This is a genomic window from Rhodococcus sp. PML026, from assembly GCF_000963615.1.
GTDB classification, from domain to species: Bacteria; Actinomycetota; Actinomycetes; order Mycobacteriales; family Mycobacteriaceae; genus Rhodococcoides; species Rhodococcoides fascians.
The window spans coordinates 128,200-143,977 of record NZ_KQ031368.1 but is presented as its reverse complement, the minus strand read 5'-3'; the positions used below and the strand labels follow the sequence as shown (position 1 = coordinate 143,977).

Annotated in this window: 10 protein-coding genes; 8 read left to right on the top strand and 2 right to left on the bottom strand. The window is 59.7% G+C overall.

From position 1 onward, the window contains the following. Positions 1 to 55 precede the first annotated feature (55 nt). Entirely contained in the window at positions 56 to 238 is a 183-nt protein-coding gene (locus tag VF34_RS03495; RefSeq protein WP_032399093.1) for a hypothetical protein, read from the bottom strand. Between the two features lie 103 nt (positions 239 to 341). Here VF34_RS03495 and VF34_RS03490 point away from each other — a divergent pair, with 103 nt between their 5' ends. Further along, the gene (locus VF34_RS03490) at positions 342 to 1,553 is read left to right on the top strand and encodes a helix-turn-helix domain-containing protein (RefSeq protein ID WP_052718576.1); all 1,212 of its coding nucleotides are present in this window, start codon (positions 342 to 344) and stop codon (positions 1,551 to 1,553) included. A gap of 135 nt (positions 1,554 to 1,688) precedes the next feature. On the opposite strand, the gene VF34_RS03485 is transcribed toward VF34_RS03490, so the two are convergent. Beyond that, entirely contained in the window at positions 1,689 to 2,771 is a 1,083-nt protein-coding gene (locus VF34_RS03485; RefSeq protein ID WP_045840840.1) for a DNA cytosine methyltransferase, read from the bottom strand. Between the two features lie 158 nt (positions 2,772 to 2,929). On the opposite strand from VF34_RS03485, the gene VF34_RS03480 reads away from it, so the two are divergent. The 7 genes from VF34_RS03480 (at position 2,930) to drmB (ending at position 15,749) form a co-directional block, all read left to right on the top strand. After that, positions 2,930 to 5,497, top strand: coding sequence for a Z1 domain-containing protein (locus tag VF34_RS03480; RefSeq protein WP_045840839.1), 2,568 nt, complete (start codon positions 2,930 to 2,932; stop codon positions 5,495 to 5,497). Positions 5,498 to 5,586: 89 nt separating this feature from the next. Beyond that, positions 5,587 to 7,320, top strand: coding sequence for a hypothetical protein (locus VF34_RS03475; protein WP_156158483.1), 1,734 nt, complete (start codon positions 5,587 to 5,589; stop codon positions 7,318 to 7,320). After that, a complete protein-coding gene (locus tag VF34_RS24215; protein ID WP_052718574.1) occupies positions 7,320 to 8,213 on the top strand; it encodes a hypothetical protein in 894 nt (297 codons plus the stop codon). Before VF34_RS03475 ends, VF34_RS24215 begins: the two co-directional genes overlap by 1 nt. Then, a complete protein-coding gene (locus VF34_RS24210) occupies positions 8,210 to 8,962 on the top strand; it encodes a DUF6339 family protein (RefSeq protein WP_052718572.1) in 753 nt (250 codons plus the stop codon). The genes VF34_RS24215 and VF34_RS24210 overlap by 4 nt, the downstream gene beginning before the upstream one ends. 42 nt (positions 8,963 to 9,004) lie before the next feature. Further along, the gene (locus VF34_RS03460; protein WP_231578178.1) at positions 9,005 to 10,828 is read left to right on the top strand and encodes a UvrD-helicase domain-containing protein; all 1,824 of its coding nucleotides are present in this window, start codon (positions 9,005 to 9,007) and stop codon (positions 10,826 to 10,828) included. Further along, positions 10,825 to 14,022 carry a helicase-related protein gene (locus VF34_RS03455; protein ID WP_231578177.1) on the top strand — a complete coding sequence of 1,066 codons (3,198 nt, stop codon included), beginning with the start codon at positions 10,825 to 10,827 and terminating at the stop codon, positions 14,020 to 14,022. The genes VF34_RS03460 and VF34_RS03455 overlap by 4 nt, the downstream gene beginning before the upstream one ends. Continuing rightward, on the top strand, positions 14,019 to 15,749 hold the full coding sequence (drmB, locus tag VF34_RS03450; protein WP_045840836.1) for a DUF1998 domain-containing protein: 1,731 nt from the start codon (positions 14,019 to 14,021) through the stop codon (positions 15,747 to 15,749). Before VF34_RS03455 ends, drmB begins: the two co-directional genes overlap by 4 nt. The last annotated feature ends 29 nt before the right edge of the window (positions 15,750 to 15,778 follow it).

Here is a 15,778-nt window from a genome sequence, read left to right as displayed (position 1 = left end):
TGTTCGTCCGCCCCTATTGCCGGTGTGCTTGTCGAGTGGCGGTGACGGCCTACGCTCAGCGGTTGCGAAGGCGCTTCGATGCGCTCATCACTTCGCCGACGCATGCACGACTGCTGCCGAGCGCTTGAGCGATGTCGAGCATCGCCACGTGAGCTGACTTGCGGACCGCCGGGTCAGCAGCGACATCGTAGACGTGCTGCGCGCCGGCAAGGCGCGATTTGAGCTGATCTGCGTTCATATGTGCCATTTGAGAGCCTCCAAGTCGGTTGTGGAAGCTAAGTTAGCCCGATAGTTAGTCTTTCGTCAATATGTAAGTGGCCTTAGTGCGCTAAGGTTTCGTCATGACCTACTCAACGACGGTGCTCGGCACCGTGATCCGTGAGCGTCGTGAGGCACTCTCCATGACGCAGAAGGAGCTGGGATCCAACGCTGGGTACGGTGCTGGTGCAGGCGTGGCGATTTCGAGAATCGAAGCCGGCACAGTCCGGCCGAGCCTTGTGAAGCTGCAGGGCATCGCGCGTGCGCTCAGAACTTCGGTGGCCGAGATCGAGCAGAAGGCTACGCGTCGCGATGAGTCGATCGAGCCCGAGGAGCACCCAACTAATCGGATGGGTGCGAAAGAGCGCGCAGCAGCGATACAGCAAGAGCTTGAAAGGCGGACACAGCTCATCGAGGGGCTTGTGACGACATTCAATACCGCTCATGACGGCGCGCGCGACCAGTTCTTTATGGCCTTCGTTGGAGTGGCGGAGCAGATCGAGGGTGCACCTGTTCCAGATCCCGGCACGACCGAAATCACCAGTGAATCCTCCGAGGCGAACGACACGGACGGAATCCAAACTGAAGCGGCTCTTCGGCAGAAGGTCACGGAGATCGGAGTCAAGCACGTCTTGGCAACGGGTGCGGCCGGTGCAGCAACAGGAGGTGCTGTAGGCACTGCTGCGGCCTACGGGGCGTTCACTGCGGCAGTTTCGTTCGGAACCGCGTCGACGGGCGCGGCAATTTCTGGTTTGTCAGGGGTTGCGGCTACCAATGCCGCCACAGCGCTGTTGGGTGGCGGGACCCTAGCTGCAGGCGGCGCAGGCATAGCTGGTGGAACGGCATTGTTGGGCGCTTTGGTTGCGGGCCCGGCTGTGATCTTGGCCCTCGGTGGAGCGTTTTGGATGTATCGAAAGAAGCGAAACAAGGAACAAGACGAGCAACTCGACGCAGCTGAGGCGAGCCTCAGCGGGACAAGCGGCGGCGTCGATGCCCTCGAGAAGCTGATCCCTGTTGCGACGGAAATTCTCGATTACGTCGCCGTGCACGCCGGTCATGCCCTGAAGCGATGGCAACGTGGTCTGGGTCCGCTTCCCACCCAGTGGAAGTCACTTACGGACGAACAGCGTGCGAGGTACCAAGATTTCGTCGAGGTTCTCTCTTGCCAGCTGTCCGTGATCTCCATCAACGTCAACGACATTGCTGCCGCGAGTGACGTCGAACGAGTACGGATGACCGACTTCGCTCTCGAAGTTCTTCGGCGCTCGAAGCGGACGGTCGAGGCGCTCGTCTAGCGGTGGTGACAGACACGGGCGTCGAACAGAACGTCTCAGTCTTGAATTCGTTGACGCAGCAACGTGGGAACAAGGCGGGCCAGTGGCAACCCTTTGTCGCAGGTAAGCACGACTAAGAATGCCCGGCAATTGCCGCTATACGGGGGTGCCGACAAGCGCGTCGACGCCAACCCTCGACGTGGACCACGGCAGTGTCACCGCGACATCGAGTGCTGCAGCGGACACTGGGAGCTTCAGGGCGGCAGCCAGAACGTGTGTGGCCAGTCTTGGCGGGATGGCGTTGCCGATTTGCTGTGAGATGTCCCGACCTGACCACGGGTAGTCCGCAGGGAAGGTCTGTAACAGTCCTGCTTCGACGGTAGTCATGCCACTGACGTTGCCGTCGCGCATCCGAATCTTGTTCCGGGTGGCCTTGCCCGTCACAGTGGCCGCGGGCTCTGCGGATGTGCGTTCGCCGCGTTTGCGCGGATCACCACCGCTGCCATAGTTGGAGACCACGGTGAACGGGGAGCTTTTTCGTAGTGCTGACTGCATGGGAACCCAGGGGAGAAGGCCAGTCCCAGTAGGGACGGCTGCCCCTTTTCGGAAATGCTCGTGAGTCGGTCTGGGCAGTGAAACGTCATCTTGCCATCGCGCTACCAGGATGGCGCGTCGTCGGGTTTGCGGCACGCCGAACTGCTCGGTACGCAGAACGGCGTAATCGACGCCGTATCCGTGGCTACGCAAGACATCGCCGATCGCTTCCCAGATGGGAATTACCGCTGGCACCTGCTCCAGGACAATCGCTTCGTACGGCTTCTGCGCTTTGAGTGCCTCCAGAGCCCAGCGAAGCGGCTCGAGCACCAACCCAGTCCGCTCGTCCTCGAACTTGTGGAGACTCCGGGCCGCGTCGACTTCTTCGGCCATCGCTTCGGCGATGGAGACAACCTTATCCAGGGCTTGTCTGCCACTACCTTTACCCGCCAGTGTGTAGGTCTGGCAAGGCGGTCCGCCGGTCAGAACGTTCGCTTCTGGGAAACGGTCAGGGCCATAGTGGCGCACATCGGCCTGCTCTGTGGTCAATGCGGCCTCAGCACGAGTGGCGCACGCGTCGGGGTCGATCTCGATCCCGGTACTAGTCATTCCGAGCCAGTGTGCGCCTACATCGAGTCCGCCGGGCCCCGCGAACAAGTCGATCACTTTGTATCTCGTCGTCGATCGGCCTCCGGCGGGATCCATTCATGCATGATAGCCGGCAGATCTTGGATCGCGTTCTCACCCCTGGCCGCAGCTTTGTGGCTTGAAGACACCAGACCGCCCGGATCGTTTCTGACCCGAACTCAAGACTTTCTGCGATAGCGTTCTGTCGTACCAAGCGAGACGGAGGCACGGAGTTGATGGACGAGTTCTACGCCGTATTTGCAGGCTGGGCGAGGAAGACATCGTTGGAGTCGGCCATCAAGAGCTTCAAGGGCAGGGTGTCTGCAGAGGAGTTGACTGCCTTCGTCGGAGAGTATCGGCGGAACATGGAGGGTGTCCTGAACGGCGGCCCGCCGATCATTCACGGACCCCGTGACCCGTGGTACGCAGGACCGAACGACAGTGCAGACATCTACTGGCCGGCGCTCCGCAAATATATCGGCGTCGACTTGTCGTGGCCCAAAGACCGGGTTGACTCGCTGAACGGCTCGTCGAACAAGGTCATCGCCTACACTCCTCGGCCGAATGAGTCGTCCTGGGATGCAAAGGGACTCGTCGTCGGTTACGTACAGTCCGGAAAGACCACCAACTTTACCGCCGTCATCGCGAAAGCCGCGGACGTCGGCTACAAGTTCGTGATCGTGCTGTCCGGTATTCACAATGGGCTCCGCAAGCAGACGCAAGAGCGCCTCGACGAGCAGCTCCAGCAGCTCACCCCAACGAAGTGGAAGCTTCTGACAAACGCGGACGACGATTTTCGTGCCCCGGCAATCAAGTCGACGGCACTGCTGCATGTCGACGACAGCGGGGTCATCCTTGCCGTAGTCAAGAAGAACGCGGCTGTGCTCAAGCGTTTGGACAAGTGGTTGGAACCAGCGGTCAAACAGCGAGCCCTGGTCGATGTGCCGACGTTGATCATCGACGATGAGGCAGATCAAGCCAGCGTGGAAACCAAGTCCATCAACCCGCTGATCCGGGGCATCATCGCCAAGCTGCCTAAAAGCACGTACATCGGTTACACCGCAACGCCATTCGCCAACATCCTGATAGATCCCGCAGGCGGTGACCTGTATCCGAAAGACTTCATCTTGAATCTCCCGGAGCCGAAGGGATACTTCGGTACCGAGCGGATATTCGGCCGAGATGTGGTCGAAGGTGATGAAGCGGACGGGAAAGACCTCGACGGCTCCAACATGTTGCGGATCATCCCCGATGGCGATGTCGACGACGTACGTCCGCTGGGGAAGACCGCGGCAGCGAACTTCATCCCTTCGATTCCGCCGTCACTCGCGACCGCGCTCGATTGGTTCGTCTTGTCCACAGCAGCGCGTCGCGCGCGGGGCGACGCCGGACATTCGACGATGCTGATTCACACGTCGATGAAGACGGACGTGCACAATCAGTTCAAAGGTCCGCTCAATGCGTATGTTGCCGCCCTTGCGCGAGCATGGGCGTCAGGCGAGGAGAGTACTCAGACTCGTCTCCGGGCCCTGTGGAATGCAGAGTCCGCGAAGGTACCGTCAGACGAATTCAGCTTGATTGCACTCAGTTTCGACGAGATCACCGCGGAGCTCGCGCAAGTGTTGACCGACTGCCGCGTCATCATCGACAACTTCCGCAGCGACGATCGCCTGGACTACTCGGGTGAGGGTCAAGTGGCAATCGCGGTTGGCGGTAATACTCTGAGTCGTGGATTGACTCTCGAAGGGCTGATCGTAAGTTACTTCGTCCGCGCAGCAGGAGCGTACGACACCCTTCTGCAGATGGCCCGCTGGTTCGGCTTCCGACCGGGTTATGAGGATCTGCCCCGGATTTGGATGACTGACGAGCTGCGCCGGTGGTTCCGCCACCTCGCGACGGTAGAGCGCGAGATTCGGCTGGACATCGAACGGTACGAGTCCGAAGATCTCACTCCGATGGAGTTCGGCGTTCGGATTCGTACCCATCCGACGCTTCGCATCACCGCCAAGATGGGAGCGGCGATTCCTGCGTATGCGTCCTACGGTGGCCGCAGGGTCCAAACTCGTTATTTCAAGGCGCGGGACCATGAATGGCTGTCGCACAACAAAGATGCTGCCGACGGCCTCGTGTCACGTGTGCGCACCAAAGGATCAGAAGCGGAAGTGCTGGACTCGGGAACAGTACTGTTCCGCGACGTCGAGGCCGACGACGTACTCACTTTTCTCAGCGACTACAAAGCTCACACCGACTCGCCCGATATAGATCATGAACTGATCAAGAAGTATGTGATCAAACAGCAGCGGCAGGGAAGTCTCGGACGATGGAACCTTGCCGTGATGGCTGCAAAGTCTGGTGCGGAGAGAGGCACCGTCCGGTTAGGCGGGATCGATTTCGGTCGGATCGTTCGTTCCCAGCTCAAGAACGACGGCGATGAGCGAGCCGATATCAAGACGCTGATGTCGAAAGATCACCGGGTTGTGGACTTCATGGCTCCCGCCGAAGCCCGTAAACGTGGCGAGAACACGCTGATGGACGATCGGGATAAAGATCCGAAGGTTAGACGAATGGGTCTCCTGCTTGTCTACCCAATTGACCCATTGTCCGAACCCGAAGCGGTCAACGCCGAGTCCAGAAAAGCCTTGGATGCTGTTGACGACGTGATCGGGATAGCGTTGGTCTTTCCAGGCTCCGCCGTCCAAACCAGCCAGGTGTCGCAGACATACGTCAGTGTGGACTTGAGCGAGGCCGATATCGAATCGAACGATGACGAGCTCAACGAGCTGGTCGGTTCGGAGTCCAGTTGAGCTCGACGGCTGCGGTAGAGCAGCCGGCGTGGTGGTCGCAGCGCGTTGCTGCCGAGGGTTCGACTGCCTCGGAGGGAATTCGTCGCCAGTTGGGCAAGCCCAAACTTGATCCACTGACGGTCCTCATCCGTGAAGCGGCTCAAAATAGTTGTGATGCAGCACTTCCTGGTCATGATGTCGAGTTCAAGGTCCAAATCCGTAAACTGACTGGTAACAGACTGGCTGGGTGGCGAGGGTTCTTGCTTCCCGGACCCGACGGCGGCGGTCTGGGGCTGAGGGAGGCATTGGACCGTGAAGCAACAATCCTCATCATCTCCGACCGCGGTACAACTGGGCTCGGAGGGCCCCTGCGTGCTGACCAGCCCCCGCTCGATGGGGAAAGGGCGGATTTCGTCAAATTCATCCGAAATGTCGGTGAGCGCAAAGGCGTCGATCTCGGGGGAGGTTCATACGGCTTCGGCAAGGGAATTCTGTACAACGTCAGCCGCTGTCATGTGATCGTGGCCGATAGCCAATGCGTCTTCCGTGGAAAGCCGCAACGTCGACTCATCGGTGCGGCGATGGGGGATGGATTTCAGCACAACGGCGTGCGGTACACCGGGCGACACTGGCTCGGCGTGCAGGAAGGCGAGATCGCGCAGGCCCTCATCGGCGATGAGGCCGAAAGAATGGCGTCGTCGCTTGGTTTGCCGTCTTTTGCGCCCGGTCAGACGGGGACCACCGTCGCTATCGTCGACGTCGACCTTGGCGCAGTTCGCAACGGCGACATCGAAGAGCCACGCACACCGGAGGGCGCGGCTGACTACATTGCGTCGACTATGTTGTGGAATCTGTGGCCTCGGATGATAGACGGGGACAACAACCGGCTGAGGTGCTCGGTCAAATTCGAGGGCTTTCCGGTAGACATTCCAGATCCGGCGCGGACTATCGAACTGAAGCCCTTCGTGGATGCCTACCGAAAGCTCTCGCGTGCCGGTGAGTACGACGTGCCAGTCCGGAAGGCCAAGCCGCAAGAAATCGGTCGGTTTGCAATGGTGGAGTCGATGGCACCGATCACCAACAACTACCTGATGTCGCTTGCTGCGCCATTCAGCGGGTCCGCACGTCATTGTGCGCGAATGCGTCAAGCGGACCTTGTAGTCGATTATGTTGCAGGCGAACCACACCCGAATGAGGCAGTTCAGTACGGTGCAGTCTTCAAAGCCGGCGTCGATGCCGACAGCTACTTCTCGGACGCGGAGCCACCCACGCACGACGATTGGGTGACAAGTGGGCTCCACGGAGCCGCACTTGGTGTTGTTCGGCTGGGAGCGCGCTTCTTGAAGAGCAACCTCAAGCCATCTGTTCCGGACTTAGACCCGGAGTTACACCATGAAGCGGCGTTGGCTCCTCTAGCTGGACGGCTGTCCGGCTTGGTTGCCGGGGCATCAGCCGATGGAGCCGGCTCGTCTGAGGGGAGCGGGAGCCGTCGGTCCGGTCGTTCTGGTGGGCGTTCAGCGGCCAAGCCCAAAATTGTGGACGGGCCTGCTCTCGTGGTGGTGAACGGTGAGGCTCTGGTAACTGCCACAATCGAATTACCACTGTGGCCGACCTCGAAAACGGTAACCGCGGAGCCGCTCGTGGTCATCGAGGGAGGAACGGAGCAACCGGGGACACTGGAGCCTCCAGTGGTCTTGGGGTGGGCCGACGCTGCCAACGGAGAACAGCGGGTAGGTCGCAGCATTTCTGTCGCTCGGGAGGACAGCCGAAAATGGACGGTCTCCATCAGGCCTCCTAAAGACGCTGTAGTGCGCATTGCGTTGACTGTCGAGGACGAGGGCTGATGGCAGTCAGCGATGTTCGTCCGTACTTGGTTCCAGCCGTGGATACCGTGCAGCCTTCAACGTGGTTCCGATCGGTCGACGGTGAATGGGAGCCGTTGGGCGACGCCATCGAGAACTGGGACTACCGTTCCGAGCTTCGCTTGCGCTGCACGATCGAGGTTGATCCAGCAGTCGTACGTGCGCAGTCGATGCTCGACGATGGGTCGCCCTTGGCCTTCCACTTCGGGTGGCGAGCGTTGGACACGTATCTGGTCGGGCCGTCGGTGCGTGTGTCGTTGTCAGAGAACTACTTCGAGGTCATCATCGACATCGATCCGCAATTTGCGGGTGCCACTATTTCGTTGACTCGGCGATTGGTGCTGGAGCGCGACAGGTTGAGCCCGCTTCCTGGCGAGGCCCGGCACGCGGGAAGCATCCTGTGGAGCGATGAGCAATCGCTGAGGCTGACTGGAACCGAAGCCATGTTTCCGACGGAAGTGGTCGACTTCGAGGCATTCGGCATCGATAACGGTGCCAGTTGGCACCTTCGGATGCCGCCCAGCCCTGATGAGCCTGCCATGGGTGCGTTGCTGTTATTGCTCAACCCATTGGACACGAAGCTCGTCAAGGCCGTGCAGAAAGAAAAGAACCACACGGACGAACAGCTCGCACTGATCCAGGAGATGGAGGAAGATCTCGTGCAGGAGATCGTTCGGTGGTCGTTGGCTCATTGGGACGAACTCGAAGATTGCGACAAAGAATCCTTCGGTGCCGCCGCTCGGAGTCTCGCGTTGCGAGTTCTAGACGATCCTGCCGCATGGACGGCTGAGTCGGTCCTGAGCTCCTCCATGGATTTGCGTAGCTCTCTTGTCGCGGGGGCACGCTCGATTGGATTCGGACGGTTACTCTCGTGACAGACCTCTGGCCCAGGCTGAGTCTTGCATCGGGCGTGGTTGCGCTACGGAATCTCGACGAAGACCCAGAGAATATGGCTGGTGCAGCGCGGGCGAAGCACCCTCAGATGACTTATGCCGCGAGCGGAGGAAGACGAGTCAGCGAGTCGGGTGTGCAAGAGTTGATCGATGCTATTCGTACGATTGCGCAAGATCACGGCTACCCGGGCGAGGTGGCGAAGGCGGACCTGATCAATTTCGATCGAGTGGCGGCCGAGCATATTCACCGGACTATGCGGATCACTTCGGTCGAAGCTGCAAATCGAGGCGTGTGGACCTTCCTCTCGGTTGTAGCTATGCCCGATATAACCCAGTGGCGCTTCCCGAACGAGAACATAGAACGTTGGATAGCGACTGACCTGACACGGCACATGTTTTCGCGACTGTGGTGGCAGGCTATGACATTCGGACGATCCGTTGATGGAGCAATGGACTACTCCCTACTGCGAAAACTGTCGGAAAGCGACTTGAACCAGATCACCGAACGACGTTCGATTGCGGGTGTCACCCCACTCGCTCGCGCCATCGCACGGGTCTCGACCGAAAGCGAGGGAGCAACGGGTCGCCGCAAGGCCCTCCGCGACTCGGTACCTCGACTCCGCAGGTTGATGGCGTTCATAGACTTCTCGGTGCTCAGCGACGACCAGCTTGACGACCGCGTCCGGGCGATCTTTCGTGAGACTTCGGTCGAAAAGCCGGTGCAGGAATGATTCGGCAAGCAACTCCGACCGGGAATGGGTGGATTGATCAACGTGACTGATCTGGATGCCCCCTTTGAATTGAGTGCTGAGCAGCGCGCTGTTGTCGAGTCGCCGATAGACCGACGACTGCTGGTTGTCGCTGGTGCAGGCCAGGGAAAGACTGAAGTTGTCGCCGCGCGCATCGGCTATTTGATCGAGAACGAGGATCTTTCCTCCTCGACCGAGACTCTCGTGTTGAGCTTTTCGCGTGCGGCGGTGACGGCTGTGCGAAATAGGTTGGATGCCAAAGGTATTGCACAGTCGAACGTGCGCACTTTTGACTCGTTCGCTGGGCAGTTGCTGCTCGATGCAGATGTCGAACCGATCGGGTCGTTCGAAGCTCGAATCCGGCAAGCTACTCGGATTCTGGCCGAGTCGCGCGAGACTCCGTATCACGTCGAGTCTCTGCGCCACATCGTGGTCGACGAGGTGCAAGATCTGGTTGGAGATCGTGCCGACTTCGTACTTGCGCTGCTGCGAGCCATCGACACCAGTGTGGGCATCACCGCATTGGGTGATCCGTTGCAGGGCATCTACGACTTCCAACTCGAGCAATCGCAGATCAAGACGTCCTCCAGCGAGGTCTTCGCGTCACTCGAGGGGGAATTCGGGGCAGAGGGCGTCGGCCTAGGTAGGAGCTATCGAGCTCGGGGCCGCGATCCCTTGGATGTCGTATCACTGGGGGACAGGCTGCGGGTTACAACTGATGCGGCGGATGCATCGCGTGAGCTGGACGATTTTGAGAGCAAGCTCCTGGCACTTGGCGAGATAGAGGAATGGGCCGATAGCGCGGATATCCCGGGTACCAGCACGGCGATCCTTTGCACAACAAACGGAGAAGTGCTGCGAGTATCGAAGTACCTCAATGACAATGGCATCAGACATGTCGTTCGTAGACAAGCGCAGGATTTTGGGGCGTCGAAGTGGGTTGCTCAGGCGTTGGGCGAGCTACAGGGACCCCTCGTTGGCCGATCAGAGGTTGAAGCCGCGCTCGAACGCATCCTTGGGTCTGAGAAGGGAAACGATGCGTGGTTCGAGCTGAAGACAGCAGAAGGCAATGGGCGGCAACGGGACTCCCTCAACTTGACTCGGCTCCGTATGCTGATTCGCTCCGGGTCCATTCCAAGGACACTCACGGAGCCTGATAACAGCGGCGTTGTGGTCTCTACGGTCCATCGCGCGAAGGGCTTGGAGTTTGATCGTGTGTTCGTAGTGGAGCAGAGTTACGAACGAAAAGATGCCGATCCCTGGTCGGCGATACGCGCACGGTACGTGGCACTCAGCCGAGCGCGCGATGAGGTTTTTCTGTGCTCCCTGCCTAAGACATATTCGTCTTTCCGAGAGGAGCGGTGGTTGCCTGGCCGTCTACTGGAACGCGTCAACAAATGGAAGTCGACAAAGAAGCGGACGAAGTCCGTCGAGTTTCTGTACGGCGACGTGGACGTGGACGTGCCACTCCTTGCTAACGAGGGTGATGCCATGGCGATTCAGGTGGCGCTAGGCGCGTCGGACCTAGTCGGGGCGAATCTCGAAGCAATCCTCGACCTGGAGAATTCAACGGTCGAGCTACCTTCGTACCTTTTGGTCACCGATGACGGCCAAGTTCTCGGGCGGACTAGCGAGGCGTTCAACCAAGCTTTTGCCAAGGCGTTCAGTCTTTCTGGAGGCTCCTGGCCGGCGACCGCAAGGGGCTTGTCCGTGGTATCGATCGAGACGGTCGCCGGCGACTACCGGAAGACGCAGCAAATGGATGTCAGCTACTCAGGCATGTGGTTGGCGCCAAGAGTTGTAGGTCTGGCCGAGCCTGATTGGTCGATGATGGAGGAAGTGCAGTGACTGAAGCGATGAGCACCCCGCTCGATGACAAGTATCGGTTTCGAGCCGACATGGTCGAAGAACTAGAGCTCGACGTGATCGGTCCCAGCGGAGGCGCGGACGAAGTCATCACTGAAGCACCGCTTGACAGGTACATCATCGGTGTTCTCTGGCCGAACGATGATCGCCTTCAGGAAGAACCGGAACCGGACGGTATCGAGCCTGCTGATGATGAAGCCACTGAAGACAGTCCCGTTGCCCAGGCGCTTATGCGGTATCCGTCATCTATGGGTTTGACTTTTTCCGTGCGGTTGCAGACCTCGTCCGAAGTTCGACTGGCTGTTCAGGCGGCCCAATATGCAGGCGTTCCGGTCGAGGGCGCAGAAGGCGTCAAGAAGAGGCGGCCCGACGACTGGCAACGCTCTCCACTGGAGCCAACCACTGTGAGCCAGTCTGTGGCCATAAGCGGCACCTTTCGGCACGAGTTGGCCGACGGGCTGGAGCTCTACATTTACGTCCGGCCTGCACGAGACGGCGTGGCGACCGTTTCCGCCGCGCTACGGAACACGGCCGTACCCGAGCAGAAGTCAATGCGCGATGACAAGGCGTGGTTTCAGGTGGGCGTGACGGTCACCACAGTGCAACCTGCGATCGTCGACCGCACGCGCAACATGAATTTGGGCGACGACGAGGACCTGGACAGCGCTGCCCTGCTCTACCGCAATATGTACACGTTCGCAATCGGTCACGGGTGCGCTGCCGAATGGGACCGGTCCACTGCTGTCGACGGCTGTGTCGATCGTGTCTCGACGACATTCATTCCGACATACGAGGTTCCGCGGGCTCGCCCGGGACTCCTGGACGAGTCGAGCGACCTCCGGATGGCATTTCTGGCCGATGCGCCGGACAACGAGATCATCGAGAGCCTCAGAGGACTGGCCGCGCGTTACCGCAGTTGGATCAAGAATCTCGATGGGTCGTTGACGTCGAGCGGCTCCGATGTCGATGCCGACCTTCTTCCGACTGCTCGCAGGCACGTGAAGGCGGCGACGGAGGCGGCAGGACGAATCGAAGCGGGTATCGACCTGCTGTCCAACGATGCAGTAGCGATGCGGGCCTTCCGCCTGTCGAACAGAGCCATGCAACTGCAGCGAGCCCGACAGGTGTGGGTGCGGGCGGGAGCGCAAGGGGACGTTGGTGAAGGTGGGGACCAACAGTGGTACCCGTTCCAGATTGCCTACATCTTGTTGAATCTTCCGGGGCTTGCCGATCCTCGGCATCCCGATCGCGACATCGCCGACCTGCTCTGGTTTCCCACTGGCGGTGGAAAGACCGAAGCATATCTCGGGCTTGTCGCCTTTTCGATAATTCATCGCCGACTCAAAGATCCTGATGCGCTCGGCGTTGCAGTGATCATGCGGTACACCCTGCGCCTGTTGACCATCCAGCAGTTCGAGCGAGCCACGATGTTGATGTGCGCGTTGGAGACCGTGCGGAAAGCAGAGCCCGACCTTGGGAATCGAGCATTCTCGATCGGACTGTGGGTCGGTTCGGGGGGGACACCGAACTCCCTCGATCTTGCTCGTGTAGCGCTCCGTGACCTGGGCTCAGGTCGGGAACTTGAGAAGAACAACCCGGTCCAGCTAACCCAGTGTCCTTGGTGTGGAACTCTTCTCGATTACAAGAATTACACGATCGAGAAGATTCCTGAACGGCACTTGCAGATCGCCTGTGGGACAGTAACCTGCGAGTTTTCCGATGCATTGCCGGTCCACGTCGTAGACGAGGACATATATCGTGTCCGTCCTGAACTGGTGCTTGGCACGGTCGACAAATTCGCAGCAATGGCCTGGAACGAGAATGTCGGTAGGCTATTTGCGCGCGACGGGGTCGGGTCTCCGCCGTCGTTGATCATCCAGGACGAGCTGCACCTGATCTCGGGACCTCTGGGCTCCATGGTCGGCCTCTACGAAACTGCTGTCGACGCCGCTTGCGCGGTGAGGTCTCTTGATATCGAGGGTGGTCGAAACAGGCCGAAGGTTATCGCCTCCACGGCGACAATCCGTCGTGCCGAGAGGCAAATCCAATCGGTGTTCGCGCGTCAAGCCGCGCAGTTCCCACCGCCGGGGATCGACCCAGACGAATCGTTCTTTGCGGAACCGGCACCGAGGGACGCCCTCGGAACTCGCCAGTACGTCGGAATCATGGCACCGGGGACCAGCCACGCGACGCTCATGGTCCGCGTGTATTCGGCCCTCTTGCAAGCGGCGAAGGACCTTGATGGCGAGAACACGACGCGGGATCCATATTGGACGCTGCTCGGATACTTCAACAGCCTCCGAGTTCTCGGCAGCGCGAACCTTCAGGTCGAGGGCGACGTCCGCGAACGGCTTGGTGTGGTCGCCCATAGGCGGGGTGTCGAAGCCCGCGATCTAAGGCCGGCGAACGAGCTCACGAGCCGCGTGGCGTCCTCTGAGATACCAGAACGGCTCAAGCGCATCGAGACCGAGCTTTCCGACGGCAAAGCCAGGCCTGACGATGTAGTGCTCGCCACCAACATGATCTCGGTGGGCGTCGATATCGATCGGCTCGGCCTGATGGCTGTCATGGGACAGCCTCAATCGAGTTCGGAATACATCCAAGCGACGAGTCGAGTCGGTCGTAGGCACCCTGGCTTGGTCGTGACCATCTTCAACTCGGCACGATCACGTGACAGGTCGCACTACGAGAGTTTTCTCCCTTACCACCAAGCGCTGTACCGGGCCGTCGAGGCAACGAGTGCAACCCCTTTCGCCGCAAGGGCTCGGGACCGGGGATTGCACGGTGTGCTGGTTTCGCTCGCGCGGCTTCTCATTCCAGGACTCTCCTCGGACAAGGCTGCATATCTTGCTGATGACAACTGGGACGAATTGCGGCAGGTGGCCGAGATTCTCGGCGATCGAGTACGCGAGGTTGCGGCGTCTGAGTCCGAAGACACGGTCAAGCAAATCGACGAGCTGTTGGAGGTGTGGTCGGAGGCGGCCTCCTCGAGACCGCATATGCAGTACCGAAATAAGAACACTCAGGCAGCCCTTTTGATCGACCCTGCCACAGCGTTGATCGATGACACCATCGAGTACTCACAACAGAGCGTCCCGTGGCCGACCATGCAGAGCATGCGCGATGTCGACGCCGAGAGTGGTCTGCACGAGATTCCAATGAGGAGGAAGCGATGACAACCGGTGCTACTGCGCGTCGAAGTCAGCTACTGAGCACCTACGGCATCGGTGGTCTTTTTCCATCTGAAACAACGAGCTACATGATCGTTGGACTCGATGAGTGGAAAGACGATCGTGCTCCGCTCGTCAGTGAACCGCGACTGGCGCGCTCACTGGGTGTCCGTGAGCTCAAATCGCCGCCTGCGGGGACGGCGCGCGATGTGCCCGTGACGCGGTTCCCTCTGACACAGGTCTGCCCGGCGTGCAGGAGGATCGGCTCCATCTATGACCTGTCGGGTGACTGGACTGTCGCGAAATGCAACCAGTGCAAGGATAAGGCGTTGCTGAGCCCATTCCGTTTGGTCATCGCGTGCGCCAAAGGGCATATTGATGAATTTCCCTATTATGGATGGCTGCATCAGGGCTTTCCCTCAGCACCCAACATCAAACACGAGATGCGGATGGACTCGCTCGGGCGGACGTCATCCCTTGCCGACCTGGTACTGAAATGCGTGTGCGGCGTGCCGCCCAAGTCGCTGGATGGCACGTTCGGCCCAAAAGCCCTTGCTCAGTTCGGTCATTGCAAAGGGGCGCGGCCGTGGCTTGGCTTCGATCACAAGCAGGACTGCGCTGAGACACCGCGGGTGCTGCAACGCGGCGCGTCCAACGTGTGGTTTCCGGCGGTTCGCTCAGCCATATCGATACCTCCTTACTCCGAAGCATTATCCAAATTTGTTGACCGCCATTGGATTTCGCTTCAAGATCCAGACGCGGTGACGCCCAAGCTTCTAGAAAACATTGCGAAGTCCTCGAACGGTAAACACTCGGTCGAGCAAATTTCGGCCGAGCTGGAGCGACGGCACGGTGCCGAAGAAAACGATGACCTGAGCGAAGCAGGATTACGCAAGGAAGAGTATGGCGCACTGATCGCGGGGCGGAAGGACTCTGGAATCGAGTCCGACTTTGTATGCCTCCCGATGACACGTGACAAGAAGCTACCGTCCATCGTTGTGGACGTGCGGAAAGTTACTCGCTTACGTGAAGTGCGTGCTCTATACGGGTTCTCGCGCTTGGACGGCGTCAATGAACCTGGTGCCGAGGGGATATGCGAACTGTCGCACGGCAAACGGTATTGGTTGCCGGCCATTGAGGTCATAGGCGAAGGTATCTTTATCGACCTCGATCGTGACGTGTTGACGGCGTGGGCACACACCGCGTTTGCGCGGGATCGCCAGAGATCGTTGCAGAGGGCGGCCAACCGACGAGCAACTGAGTTCGGCCGTGATGACGCCGAGCCCGTCAATATCGTGCAGGTCGCGGTGCACACGTTGGCTCACGTGCTGATTGATCAGCTGTCCCTGGACGCCGGCTATCCGGCCGCTTCGCTGCGCGAACGTCTGTATGTCGACGACGACATGGCGGGCGTGCTGATTTACACCGCTAGCTCGGACTCCGCCGGCAGTCTCGGCGGCGTAGCCTCGCAAGCCGAGCCCGATACATTCGCGGCCGTTGTGCGTGGGGGCCTCGCCCGTTTGTCGTGGTGTTCGTCTGACCCTGTATGCATCGAAGCGACGGCATCCGGTACCGATGCGCTCAACCTTGCCGCATGCCACGCCTGCGTTTTGGTGCCGGAGACATCGTGCGAATTGAGCAACACCTTCCTCGATCGCGCGTTGCTCTTCGGCACGCCAGAGGACGGAAACAATGCCGCTGGGTTGTTCAGCGAACTGGTTGCGTCGATGTAGATCGACCGCGTATCGGTAGCCGCTAGCCT

Coding starts and splice junctions, on each gene's coding strand:
- VF34_RS03490 (WP_052718576.1), top strand. CDS start 342: ATGACCTACTCAACGACGGTGCTCGGCACCGTGATCCGTGAGCGTCGT.
- VF34_RS03480 (WP_045840839.1), top strand. CDS start 2,930: ATGGACGAGTTCTACGCCGTATTTGCAGGCTGGGCGAGGAAGACATCG.
- drmB (WP_045840836.1), top strand. CDS start 14,019: ATGACAACCGGTGCTACTGCGCGTCGAAGTCAGCTACTGAGCACCTAC.
- VF34_RS03485 (WP_045840840.1), bottom strand. CDS start 2,771: ATGGATCCCGCCGGAGGCCGATCGACGACGAGATACAAAGTGATCGAC.
- VF34_RS24215 (WP_052718574.1), top strand. CDS start 7,320: ATGGCAGTCAGCGATGTTCGTCCGTACTTGGTTCCAGCCGTGGATACC.
- VF34_RS03495 (WP_032399093.1), bottom strand. CDS start 238: ATGAACGCAGATCAGCTCAAATCGCGCCTTGCCGGCGCGCAGCACGTC.